The sequence below is a fragment of the Clostridium sp. JNZ J1-5 genome (assembly GCF_053901425.1).
This window is the reverse complement of sequence record NZ_CM132773.1, coordinates 849595-862095: the sequence shown is the minus strand read 5'-3', so window position 1 is coordinate 862095 and position 12501 is coordinate 849595. Positions and strand designations below refer to the sequence as shown.

The window sequence follows — 12501 nt, the reverse complement described above, 5'->3', positions numbered from 1 at the left end:
TTGAATATTCCAGTCACGATTAAGTTTTGATTTTATATAATTGTGACTGGAATAACATATTATTCTAGACATACATATCCAATTATCATTTCAAGTATTCCTTTTTATATTGCTTGACACACTTCTTTTGCTGTCATACTTTCTTTAAATGAATCGGGTGCTAAAAAAAATTTCATAGACTCTTCATATTTCACTATTATTTTATATTGTTATTTACTATATAATGGCATAGTATATTGATACTAATGGTCTATATACTTTTTTAAATTAAATAGATATGGAATTATATCTAATAGATTTTTAGGGTATAGTAATATATAAAAAGATATGAAAAGAGCGTGATAAAATGTCAAGTCAGATTATGCAAGAAAAGGCTAATAGACTTATAAATGAAAAGAGTCCATACTTATTACAACATGCATACAACCCAGTTGAGTGGTATCCATGGTCAGATGAAGCCTTTGCAAAAGCAAAAGCAGAAGATAAGCCAATATTTTTAAGCATAGGCTATAGTACCTGTCATTGGTGCCATGTAATGGAAAGAGAATCCTTTGAAGATGAAGAAGTAGCTAAATTGCTTAATGATAATTTTATATCCGTAAAGGTGGATAGAGAAGAAAGACCAGATGTGGATTCAGTTTATATGGATGTATGTCAGGCTGTTACAGGCAGTGGAGGATGGCCTTTAACTATAATTATGACAGGGGATAAAAAACCTTTTTTCGCAGGGACTTATTTTCCTAAACGTGGTAAATATAACATGCCAGGAATTATGGACATTTTAGAAAATGTAAGTGAAGCATGGAAAAATAGAAAAGAACAAATTATAAGTAGCAGTAACAAGATAGTAGATGAAATAAAATCTAATTATCATAGTACAACTAACAGAGAAGAAATAGGTATAGATGTGGTGGAAAGAGCTTTTAGAGATTATTCTTCAGCTTTTCAATCAGAATATGGTGGATTCAATAGAGCACCTAAATTTCCAACCCCACATAATCTATATCTACTATTAAGATATTGGAAAGTCAACAATTCAGAAAAAGCACTGGAGATGGTGACAAGAACTTTAGATTCCATGTACAAGGGAGGAATCTTTGACCACATTGGTTTTGGATTTTCAAGATATTCTACTGATGAAAAGTGGCTTGTACCTCATTTTGAAAAAATGTTATACGATAATGCTCTTCTAGCTATATGTTATTTAGAAGCGTATCAGGCAACAGGAAAAAAACTTTATAGTGAAGTAGCCGAAAAAGTATTTACTTATATTCTCAGAGATATGAAGCATACTGGAGGCGGATTTTATTCTGCTGAAGATGCTGATTCAGAAGGAGAAGAAGGAAAATTTTATTTATGGTCCTATGAGGAAATTATAAGTCTTTTAGGGGAAGAAAAGGGAAAGTTGTTCTGTAATTATTATGATATAACCCAAAGGGGAAACTTTGAAAACAGAAACATACCCAATCTTATAAATACTAATTTAGATGAAATAGAAGATAATAAACAGACAAAGGACATTTTAGAGGATTTATCTAAAGATCTTTTCATATATAGAGAAAAAAGAATACATCCTCATAAGGATGATAAAATATTAACTTCATGGAATGGACTTATGATAGCAGCCCTTGCTTATGGTGGAAAAGTACTAAAAAATGATTCTTATATTAATGAAGCAAAAGAAGCTGTAAGATTTATATATGAAAAATTAGTAAGAGAAGATGGAAGACTTCTTGCTAGATACAGAGAAGGAGAGGCAGCATATCTAGCATATTCAGACGATTACGCCTTCTTAATATGGGGACTTATAGAACTATATGAGGCTACATTTGATTTTCAATATTTAAAAAAAGCTACCGATTTGAACAATGATATGTATAGATATTTTTGGGATAAAGAAGATGGAGGCTTTTTTTTATACGGAGAAGATAGCGAAGAGCTTATTTGGAGACCTAAAGAAATTTATGATGGGGCTATACCTTCAGGTAATTCTGTTGCTGCCTTGAATATTTTAAAATTAGGAAAACTTACAGGAGATTTAGAACTAGAGGAAAGAGTAAAAAAGATGTTCAAAGTATTTGGCGGCAGAGTAAAAGAAATTCCAACTGCCTACTCTTATTTTATTATAGCTGTATTATACAGCAATATAAGTGGAAAAGATATTGTTATATCAGGTGAACAAAATAATCATGATGCAAAAACCTTAATTAATGAAATAAATAAATCTTTTCAACCATTTACAACAGTAGTTTTAAATAATGGAGATGAGGAACTTTATAAAATTGCTCCTAATGTAAAAGAAAAAGCCAGTATAGATGGTAAGACTACAATTCATATATGTGAAAATTTCTCCTGCAGAAGACCTATTACTAATATAGAAGAAGCAATAAATGTTTTAAAATAGCCTTAACCTACTAATAGAAAGTTTTGAATGAATGTAAAAATCAACATTCATTTAAAACATAGTCTAAAATAAGAAGGCGCTCTCCATTAATGGACTTGACAAAGAGAAAATAGTGATAATATAATTAGTTGTAAATAATATAGTATGTAAAATTCGTTGAAGAGAAGAGTATCCTTTTAAAAACTTAAAGCGAGTAGGAGATGGTGGAAGTCCTATAGTATTTTAACTGGAGAAGAGAGCCTTGGAGAAGCTAAAAGCCGTTAACTGCGTTAAAGTTTTGAGTTGGGCTATAACTTAGTCAACTAGAGTGGTACCGCGGATATATCCGTCTCTGTTTTTGCAGAGACGGTTTTTTGTTGTCTTATAATATTCTAAAATTGCGGAGCAATTTTTTAGTGGATAACTAATAGTGAAAGGTGAATAATGATGGATATTTTTCTCCGTCTTGCTACGAAAAATTTTAATTTTATTTAATTTGTTAAATATAGTTGCCCTATGGCTAATTCCTTTAGAAAAGCTAGACATCTGTTTTTCTACAATTAAAAACTTTTCGTAATGTTGATGGAGAAAATTTATCCTTAACTGTTAACTATTAGCTATTCACTTAATAATTTATAAGAAAATTACATCGTAATTTTCTTATGAAACTAGCTTATATTAAATGGGAGGATAATAGAAATGGATTATAAAAAACTTGTTGCAGAGAGAATTAAAGAACATGTAGAACTAGAATTAGATACCATAGAGGGACTAATAGAAATACCTCCAAAGCCTGAAATGGGAGACTTTGCTTTTCCATGCTTTCAACTAGCTAAAACTTTTAAAAAGGCACCTAATATGATAGCAGGTGAGTTAAAGGAAAAGATCAACGGAGAAGGCTTTGAAAGAGTGGAAGCACTAGGGCCATATTTAAACTTTTTTATGGATAAAGGTGCATTTGCTAAAACAACATTAGATAAAGTGTTAGAAGAAGGGGACAGATATGGAGCGTCAAAAGTGGGCAGTGGAAAAAATATAACTATAGACTTTTCTTCACCTAATATAGCTAAGCCTTTCCACGTAGGTCATTTATTTAGCACATCAATAGGTAATGCATTATATAGAATGTTTAGTTTTGAAGGTTATAATCCAATAGGAATAAATCACCTTGGAGACTGGGGAACACAATTTGGTAAGCTTATATCTGCTTATAAAAGATGGGTAGATGAAGATGCCTTAGAAAAAGAACCTATTAAAGAGCTTTTAAGAATTTATGTTAAATTCCATGATGAAGCAGACAAAGATCCATCCCTTGAAGATGAAGGAAGAATGTATTTTAAAAAGCTTGAAGATGGAAGTGCTGAAGAAGTAGCTCTTTGGGAGAGATTTAAGAGTTTAAGCTTAAAAGAATTTGAAAAGGTATATAAACTTCTTGGAGTTAAGTTTGATTCATATGCTGGGGAAAGTTTTTATAACGATAAAATGGATTCAGTAGTTAAAGAACTAGAAGAAAAACAACTACTTGTAGAAAGCAATGGAGCTAAGGTGGTAATGCTTGAAGAAGAAAATATGCCTCCATGCATAATTTTAAAAGGGGATGGAGCAACTATATATGCTACTCGTGACTTAGCAGCAGCTTTTTATAGAAAGAAAAATTATGATTTTTATAAGAGCATATATGTAGTTGGAGGAGATCAATCTCTTCACTTTAAACAAGTATTCAAAACTATAGAGAAAATGGGATATGATTGGGCTAAGGATTGTAAGCATGTAAGCTTTGGGCTTGTAAGATTTGCAGATAAGAAGCTTTCTACAAGAAAAGGCCAAGTAATTTTCCTTGAAGAGCTTTTAAATGAGTCCATATCTAAGACTATGGAAGTTATAAATGAAAAAAATCCAGATCTTGATAATAAAGAAGAAGTAGCAAAAAAAGTTGGAATAGGTGCAGTAATATTTACTTATTTAAAGAATAGAAGAGAAAAAGATATAGTGTTTAATTGGGACGAGATGTTAAACTTTGAAGGAGAAACAGGCCCATATGTTCAATATACTTATGCTAGAGGAAAGAGCATACTAAGACGTGCAGGAGAAGTAAAAGGAGAGCCTAACTATTCAGCTCTAAACTCAGTTGAAGAATTTGAACTAGTTAAGACACTTGGAAACTTTAATGAAGCTATATTAAGTGCTATAGATAAATTGGAGCCATCAACACTTACAAGATATATAATTGATGTGGCAAAAGCCTTTAACAAATTCTATAATGCTCATAATATAATGGCTACAGAAGATGAAAATATAAAGATAGCAAGATTAAAAATGGTAGAGGCAACTTGCCAAGTAATTAAAAATGCACTTAATCTACTAGGAATAGAAGTAGTAGAGAAAATGTAGTAAGGCTATATTTTAAGAGATTGTTGATTTCGTATAATATCGAAAATAATTCTAGATTTAGTATAACAATTGCAACTAAAGTTAAGCAGTGAACCAAAATTTTAATTTTGAGTGAATCGCTTACTCCTTGGAAGAATGACAAGGAGTTTCTCATTATAATGAACTCAACAATCTTTAAAATAGCCTTGGACGTGCTAATTGAAAGCTTTAAATGAATGTTAAAGGCAAACATTCATTTAAAGCTTTTTTTATTGGCTATGTTTTTCGATTTGTGCTATTTGGATTTTTATATTAAAATTGTTATAGAATAGTTTATCCGATGACTACCCGCTCTAATACTCCTATCTTCTTCAAAGTGGGAGTAAAGAGCGGCTACGTCCCTGGATAACGATTTCTAAGCTTCAGCGGGAATAAAAACTCCCTCTGAAGCCAAGAACTCTGTTTATCATGAAGAGTTATTTGAACTAGATTTTTATTGGAGGTAATGACAGTTGTATATAAAGGAACAAGAGAAAAGGTTAAGTATAAATAAAAAAATATATAAGCACTATGAAATAGATAAGGTTATATTTTATGATATTGAAACCACTGGTTTTGATAGAGAAAAATCAAATATTGTATTAATATCAGGTGGATATTTTATTGATGATAATACATTTATAGTAAAACAGTATTTTGCAGAAAATTTGGAAGATGAAAAAGAAGTGCTTTTAAGCTTCAAGAAAGATTTAGAGGAATTTAACGCGTGGTGTTCCTATAATGGAAAGGCTTTTGATGAGCCTTTTATAAAAAAGAAAATGGAACTTAATAACATAGATTTTATGGAGCCTAAAGTACATTTAGATTTATACAGAATGATAAGACCTTATCATAAGCAGCTAGGTATAGAAAGATGCAATCTTAAAAGTGTAGAGAGGTACCTTGGAATAGAAAGAAAAGATCAAATAGATGGTGGACTAAGCGTTGAACTATATTATGAATTTTTAGAAACAGAAAATCACCATTTGAGAGAGATAATTATGCTTCATAATTATGAAGATGTTTTAAACTTACCTATAATTTTTAAATTAATTCATGAAATAGAAAATAACAATGACTTAAAAAGAGAAAATTCTATTACTGAAAAACAGCTGAGTTATCTCAAGTACCTTATGAAAAAAAATAAAATTGTAATAGAAGCTGATATTGAGAAGATATCTAAAAAAGCAGCTTCTAGGATTATAGACAATATACTTAAAGGAAATTTAAATATAGACGAATTTAATAATATAGTAAATAATAGCTATTAAATTTAAAATTAATTAAATATAAACATAAATTAATGGGATGTTTAATATTTATTATCTGGGTGGTATAATTATTTAAAGGAGGGGTATTTATGAAAATCGGCGAAATAATGCAGAGCAACATCATAATGTTAAGTTCTGAAGATAATATTAAAAAGGCACTTGATGTTATGAATGATAATAAAATAAATGGAGCACCAATTGTGGACAGGGATAATAAGCTTCTTGGTATTGTTGTGAAAGCAGATATTTATAGATTTTTAATTGAAGAAGGTCACTATGATACTTATCCTATTTCAAGCATTATGACAAAAGATGTTGTAAGTGCAAACAGAGAAGAAGATGTTATTGAGGCTGCGAAAAAACTTATAGATAATGAAATTGTTGCAATACCAATTGTGGAAGATGATAAAGTGGTTGGAATAGTTTCAATGGAGACTATAATTGAATATTTTGTAAATGCTAAATAAGTATAAAAAGAGGTAGGAATTGTCCTACCTCTTTGATTTATCATCTTGCTTTTCCTTGTACATTGGGCAGTGAGAAGAACAGCTTCCACAGTCACATTGACCAGAGGCCTTCTTTTTTGCACTTTTTACAAGGATGAATATAGCAAAGACTACGATTATTCCTGTTATTATTATTTCCATCATAAAAATCACCTCTTTTATAAAGATATAGTGAAATGGCTAAAATCTATTTAAATTTATATTTAAAGCTTACCCAATAAATAAGGAGCCTACATTGTATACTAAGAAAGAAGCTATCCATGCAAGAATCAGTTGATATATAACTGAAAATGCAGCCATTTTATTTCCGTATTCTTTTTTCATAGTAACTACAGCTGACATGCAAGGTGTATATAAAAGTACGAATACTAGGAATCCATAAGCTGTAATAGGAGTAAAGTAATTTGGTAAAATAGTTGCTAAATTACTTCCAAATATAACTCCCATAGTACTTACAACAACTTCTTTAGCCATAAGTCCAGTAAGAAGTGACACTGATGTTTCCCAATGACCAAAGCCTAATGGCTTAAATATAGGAGTTAAGAACTTACCTATAGAAGCAAATAAGCTGTTATTTATATCAGTCATTCCTGAAAGATTAAAGTTTGATAAAAACCAAACTATAACAGATATTGATAATATTATTGTTCCAGCCTTTCTTAAGAAACCTTTACCTTTGTCCCAAGTATGTAATAATAAGTTTTTTGGCTCAGGCAGTTTATACTCAGGTAACTCTATTATAAAAGGTTCTTCATCCTTTTTGAATAGTGTATTTTTGAATAGTAAAGCCACTAAAAAAGCAATTAATATACCTAGTAGATATAGAGAAAATACTACAGGTGTTTCTTTTCCAGAGAAAAATACTGAAGCAAAAAGAGCGTAAACTGGCAATCTTGCATTACAAGACATAAGAGGTACAATTAGTGCAGCAAGTTTTCTATCCTTTTCGCTTTCCAATGTTCTAGCTGACATTATAGCAGGTACGGAACATCCAAAACCAACAACTAGTGGTATGAAGGCTTTTCCTGAAAGTCCCATTTTTCTCATCGTTTTATCCATTAAAAAAGCAGCTCTTGCCATGTATCCACTATCCTCAAGAAAAGATATACCTAAGAATAGGGAAAGTATTACTGGAAGAAATACTATAATGGAGCCAACTCCGCCAACTATTCCATCTACTAAAAGAGAGCTAAACCAAGGACTGCTATTTGAAAGTAAATCAGTTAACTTAGGAATAAGGTGTTCTTGTAAGCCTGAGTCCATTAAATCAGCTAAAGGTTGTCCAACCCAGCTGAAAGTAAACATAAAAATTAAATACATAATACCCAAAAATATTGGATAAGCAGCAAATTTATTTAAAACTATCTTATCAATTTTATCTTTAATGTTAGTTCCAGTTTTTGATGATTTTAATATACATTTATTTAATAAGTTTTCAATATAGGCATAAGTTTCAGCCTCGCTGCTGAAATTTTGAAAGTGAGATTCATTATCAATGACAAGCTCAGAAATATCCATGTTTAACAACATGTCTTTAACTTTATCTATACCTTTACCTTTTGATGCGGATATAGGTATTACAGTCATTTTTAATTCATGAGAAAGTTTATCTACATCTATATTTATACCTTTAGATTGAGCTACATCCATCATATTTAAAATTAATATAATAGGTTTATTAAATTGCTTTAACTGAGTAGTTAAATATAAATTTCTATCTAAATTTGAAGCATCTACTATGTTTATTATTAGGTCTGCATCATCATGGAGTAAATAATTTTTAGCGACTTTTTCTTCGTTAGAATAGGTATCCATTGCATAGATACCGGGAAGATCCACTATTTTTATAGATTTATTTAAAAATCCTTCCTTCTTTTCTACAGTAACTCCAGCCCAGTTCCCAACATATTGATTAGCACCGGTAAGCGCATTAAACAAAGTAGTTTTACCTACATTAGGATTTCCAATCAGTGCTATAGTTGTCATGCTAGTCCTCCTTTATTTTTATATTAAAAGCGTCTTTTTTTCTGATGGCTAAATCAAAACCTCTAAAGTTTATAACAATAGGGTCGCCAAAAGGTGCTGTAGTTTTTAAAGTTACTTTAGTTCCTTCTATACAGCCTAATGCAAATAGGCGTTTAGAAAGTTTTTCATTTCCAATAATGTTTTGAATATAACCATTTTCGCCTGGTCTTAAATCTACTATGCTCATTGATACTTCCCCCCGTATAGTTATGAAAATCATTCTCAATTAAATATAACATCAAGTGAACGCTTTGTCAATCCATGAAATTAACAAAATTTCATAGTAATCGTTTCCAAGTTTTTAGGTTACTAGTTAAATAACTAAGCAATTAATATCTGCTATTAAGTTAATTTGTTAAAATGTCTGCTGTTTAAATATAAACAGTTCACAAAAATAAAAAAATATGAGATAATAAAGGGGCAAAATTCCGTAAGCAATAAATATATGATGTTATTTGGATAGCTAGAAAAGAGTGATGAAGTGATTAAAAGAGAAAACAGTATAAAGGTGGAAGAATACTCTAGTGAGTTCACCTTAGAAATTGACGAAAGAAATGACCTATATAAGGATGCTATATTTTTTGATTTAGAGCATTATCTATATAAGAAACCTATTTGCATAGGAGTGTTTGGATGTTGCTATTTTGATAGTAATAGTGGTGAACTTAAAATCACACAATATATGATTGAGGATAAAAAAGATTCTCTTGAAATATTGAAGCTTTCAAAAGAATATTTTGAGGAAATGCATAATAATCATAACAAAAAGTACATTGTTACTTTTTCAGGGAATAATGATTTTTCAGTTATTGAGTATTTGTTCAAAAAGCACAAGATAGATTATGATATAGATGAGAACTTTAAAAAGATAGATTTACAAAGAGAATACGAAAATCTAATGGGAGAAAATATAGGACTTAAAAATTTAGAAAAAAAGTTTGATATTAATAGAGAAAGTGAACTTATAAGCGGTGCTAATTTATCAAAAACCTTTTGTAAGGTTATGAAAGATTTTGATTATATGAATAGAATGCCTGAAGAAAAAAGGCAGAGAATACTATTATATAATGAGCAAGATGTGGCAAGTCTTTTTAGAATATATGTGGATTGGAAAAAGTTTTTGAAGAAAGAAGAAAATGAGAATATAGAGTAAGTTTAAAGAAAGATTAACCTTGGTATTGAAATACTAAGGTTTTTTTATTTTTATTAGGCTATGTTTTAAAGTGATGTTGAAAATATATAAATTTATAGGGTAAGCCATTTGACTTCCCCTAATTTGCTCTTAAAATACTTTGTTATATTATGGCCAAAAATGAAATATATCTAATACTGATGTAAGCATTCCATTACGCCAACTTTTATAAAGACCTATACCAAAAGACACCACTCCAACTACTGTTAATGGTATCCCTAATGTTGCATTTGTGTTATCTTGAAATGCAAAGTAAAAGCAAATCATACCTATGGCTATAAATGATAAACATATCATTACCTTCTTCATTATCACATTTCCCTTCCAATTATAAGACGATAATTATAATTTTATAATAAATTATAGTAAATCTATGTAATAATTATAACATTAGTTCCAATATAATGTATATAACTAAATAAACATTGGCTCTCTTCCTTTAAAATCTACTACTTTTGTATAAGCGTGTGATACTTTGCATTGAACCATAAAGTTCTTTACCTTTACTGCTTCTTTATCATTTTCAAATAGTTCGAGCCATTTGAACCAGTACATATAGTTACTAATATATTTAGTTGCAACACCATTAAACCTATTCAACCACTTCTTTAATTTGCTGTGAACAGCATTTATGTGCTGAATATGGTATACTCCTTCTTTATGCTTTCCTCTTTTTACACGCTTATGGTCTAATGCAAAATCATGGGCGAACTGAACATAACTTTTATGACTATCAGTACAAAGGATAGAGTTATCCCCTATACGACCGTCATAGAGCCTCTCTAATTCTTTGTGTGTCATTCTACCTTTACATATTAGTTCCATGATTAAATTGCCCTGTCTATCAATAGCAGTGGCTATACATACTTGTTCGTTAGGTATACCTCTCTTTTTAACCTGTTTACCTCTTTTTCAAGATTTTCTTGACATTTTAGAAGGTTTTGTACCTTTAAAACTTTCAGCAAAGAATACTTCATCAGCCTCAACAACACCTTCAATAGAGCCAATGCCCAAAAATGCTCTTATGCAGTCAAGGATTTTATGCCTCCAAAAGAAACTTGTCGCTATATTGATACCAACTATTTCTGCACTCTTTCTAATGGAGTAACCATTTATCATGCACTTTGCATATTTAAGCCACATATCTAATGTTTTCTTACTCTTGTATGTAGCCGAGTGAGTAAAATCAGTAAAGGTCTTTCTGCAAGACTTACATATATATCGTTGTTTACCATTGTATTTTCCGTTTCTTGATACAGTTTCAGTATTACAATGAGGGCAGACCTTCCCCTTGGCAAATCTGAATTCTTTAACTTCCTGTGTAATTTGGCTTACTTGTGAACCTAATACAAGAACTTCTTCTAAAAAGGAATATATATGTTGTTGTTGATGTAGTGGTAATCTTTTTATTTGCTCTATTAAAGTATTTGAATTCGCCATAATCATGCCCTCCTTTCATTGAATATAACACGATTATAGCATATTCCCGAATTTATATGAAATTTCAACACTTATTTAAAACATAGCCTTTTATTAAAGTGTGAAGAATAACAAAGGAGTTATATTTATCTGATGACTATTATCCGTAATACTCCAACTTCTAAAGTTGGAGATAACGGCTGCTACATCCCTAGATAAGGGCTTCTAAGCTTCAGGTGGAGAAAGAAAACTCCATCTGAAGGCAAGAATCCTCTTTATCTAAAGAAGATAATTTATAGATTTGTTTATAAAAAACATTGTAATGGGTTTAAGAAATGTTAAAAAGGACAAAATCTTAATTGAAAATAGATATTTAGGTAACACATTATATTTTAAGGAGAATTTAGTAATGGGTTTAGTAATTATCATTTTTATATTTGGATTACTAATTGGCAGCTTTCTAAATGTATGTATATATAGGATACCAAGAGAAGAATCTATAGCATATCCTCCATCTCATTGCACTAGCTGCAGCAGAAGAATAAAAGTATATGATCTTATGCCAGCTGTAAGCTACATATTGCTCAATGGAAAATGTAGATATTGCAAAAAAGGTATATCTATAAAATATCCATTAGTGGAACTAATTACTGGCATCGCTTTTATGCTAATATATTATGAATATAATATTAGCATTGAGTTTCTTAAATTTATAATCTTGGCTAGTTTTTTAATTGTTATTGGAATAATTGACTATAATACTACAAATGTCTATCTCAGTACTACTCTAGGTGGGACTGTTATTGGACTGGGATTTTTACTATTGAATTACTATTTAAATGTTCCAATAAAAACCTATATATTAGGAATGATTATAGGAGTTAGCTTTGTTGCTCTAATAATATTAACTGTAGGAGGTATGGGGTGGGGAGATGCAGAAATTTGTGCACTATGTGGGATTTTCTTAGGAGCTAGATTGACCATTTTAATGCTTTTTCTATCGGTTATAATTGGAGCTATTATAGGTGTTACGCTTATAATATTAAAGAAGAAAAGCCGTAAGCATTATATGCCATTTGGACCGTCTATAGCCATCGCAACACTTCTATGCATTTTATCAGGAGAAAGTATGATAAGATGGTACCTAAATATAGTTATAGGCATTGGGAGATAACGGATGGTAGTCATCAGATAAAATAGCAACAACCTACTAATTATATATAATTTTGTAGTAAACATTGACCAATTAGTCCCAAAAATTATATAATGAGATATAGAAATTTACTTTAATAATCT

Annotated in this window: 10 protein-coding genes, 1 pseudogene and 1 other annotated feature; of the genes and pseudogenes, 6 read left to right on the top strand and 5 right to left on the bottom strand. The window is 30.3% G+C overall.

Going from position 1 to position 12501, the window contains the following annotated elements:
- The first annotated feature begins 346 nt into the window (after window positions 1-346).
- The 4 genes from ACWW38_RS04275 (at window position 347) to ACWW38_RS04260 (ending at window position 6530) form a co-directional block, all read left to right on the top strand.
- The gene (locus ACWW38_RS04275) at window positions 347-2404 is read left to right on the top strand and encodes a thioredoxin domain-containing protein (RefSeq protein WP_456259572.1); all 2058 of its coding nucleotides are present in this window, start codon (window positions 347-349) and stop codon (window positions 2402-2404) included.
- 147 nt (window positions 2405-2551) lie between these two features.
- Window positions 2552-2740: a binding site (T-box leader), on the top strand.
- A gap of 342 nt (window positions 2741-3082) precedes the next feature.
- On the top strand, window positions 3083-4774 hold the full coding sequence (gene argS, locus ACWW38_RS04270) for an arginine--tRNA ligase (protein WP_456259571.1): 1692 nt from the start codon (window positions 3083-3085) through the stop codon (window positions 4772-4774).
- 491 nt (window positions 4775-5265) lie between these two features.
- Window positions 5266-6063 carry a ribonuclease H-like domain-containing protein gene (locus tag ACWW38_RS04265; RefSeq protein ID WP_456259570.1) on the top strand — a complete coding sequence of 266 codons (798 nt, stop codon included), beginning with the start codon at window positions 5266-5268 and terminating at the stop codon, window positions 6061-6063.
- An 89-nt stretch (window positions 6064-6152) separates the two neighbouring features.
- Complete coding sequence (locus tag ACWW38_RS04260; RefSeq protein WP_456259569.1) at window positions 6153-6530, top strand: CBS domain-containing protein; 378 nt, start codon at window positions 6153-6155, stop codon at window positions 6528-6530.
- Between the two features lie 24 nt (window positions 6531-6554).
- On the opposite strand, the gene ACWW38_RS04255 is transcribed toward ACWW38_RS04260, so the two are convergent.
- The 3 genes from ACWW38_RS04255 to ACWW38_RS04245 all read right to left on the bottom strand — a co-directional run bounded on the left by ACWW38_RS04255 (window position 6555) and on the right by ACWW38_RS04245 (window position 8781).
- A complete protein-coding gene (locus ACWW38_RS04255) occupies window positions 6555-6713 on the bottom strand; it encodes a FeoB-associated Cys-rich membrane protein (protein WP_456259568.1) in 159 nt (52 codons plus the stop codon).
- Between the two features lie 66 nt (window positions 6714-6779).
- A complete protein-coding gene (feoB, locus tag ACWW38_RS04250) occupies window positions 6780-8555 on the bottom strand; it encodes a ferrous iron transport protein B (RefSeq protein WP_456259567.1) in 1776 nt (591 codons plus the stop codon).
- 1 nt (window position 8556) lies between these two features.
- Complete coding sequence (locus ACWW38_RS04245) at window positions 8557-8781, bottom strand: FeoA family protein (RefSeq protein WP_456259566.1); 225 nt, start codon at window positions 8779-8781, stop codon at window positions 8557-8559.
- Between the two features lie 294 nt (window positions 8782-9075).
- Between ACWW38_RS04245 and ACWW38_RS04240 the strand changes: the two genes are divergently transcribed.
- Window positions 9076-9747, top strand: coding sequence for a ribonuclease H-like domain-containing protein (locus ACWW38_RS04240; protein ID WP_456259565.1), 672 nt, complete (start codon window positions 9076-9078; stop codon window positions 9745-9747).
- 147 nt (window positions 9748-9894) lie between these two features.
- Here the strand turns inward: ACWW38_RS04240 and ACWW38_RS04235 are convergent, their stop codons facing one another.
- Window positions 9895-10101 (bottom strand): hypothetical protein, encoded by a 207-nt coding sequence (locus ACWW38_RS04235; protein ID WP_456259564.1) that lies wholly within the window; start codon window positions 10099-10101, stop codon window positions 9895-9897.
- A 99-nt stretch (window positions 10102-10200) separates the two neighbouring features.
- A pseudogene (locus tag ACWW38_RS04230) lies at window positions 10201-11226 on the bottom strand (IS1595 family transposase).
- Window positions 11227-11614: 388 nt separating this feature from the next.
- On the opposite strand from ACWW38_RS04230, the gene ACWW38_RS04225 reads away from it, so the two are divergent.
- Complete coding sequence (locus tag ACWW38_RS04225) at window positions 11615-12379, top strand: prepilin peptidase (RefSeq protein ID WP_456259563.1); 765 nt, start codon at window positions 11615-11617, stop codon at window positions 12377-12379.
- Window positions 12380-12501: the final 122 nt, after the last annotated feature.

What these genes read in the sequence shown, in the direction of transcription:
- ACWW38_RS04260 (WP_456259569.1), top strand. Translation starts at nt 6,153, where the DNA reads ATGAAAATCGGCGAAATAATGCAGAGCAACATCATAATGTTAAGTTCT.
- argS (WP_456259571.1), top strand. Translation starts at nt 3,083, where the DNA reads ATGGATTATAAAAAACTTGTTGCAGAGAGAATTAAAGAACATGTAGAA.
- ACWW38_RS04255 (WP_456259568.1), bottom strand. Translation starts at nt 6,713, where the DNA reads ATGATGGAAATAATAATAACAGGAATAATCGTAGTCTTTGCTATATTC.
- ACWW38_RS04275 (WP_456259572.1), top strand. Translation starts at nt 347, where the DNA reads ATGTCAAGTCAGATTATGCAAGAAAAGGCTAATAGACTTATAAATGAA.
- ACWW38_RS04225 (WP_456259563.1), top strand. Translation starts at nt 11,615, where the DNA reads ATGGGTTTAGTAATTATCATTTTTATATTTGGATTACTAATTGGCAGC.
- feoB (WP_456259567.1), bottom strand. Translation starts at nt 8,555, where the DNA reads ATGACAACTATAGCACTGATTGGAAATCCTAATGTAGGTAAAACTACT.
- ACWW38_RS04245 (WP_456259566.1), bottom strand. Translation starts at nt 8,781, where the DNA reads ATGAGCATAGTAGATTTAAGACCAGGCGAAAATGGTTATATTCAAAAC.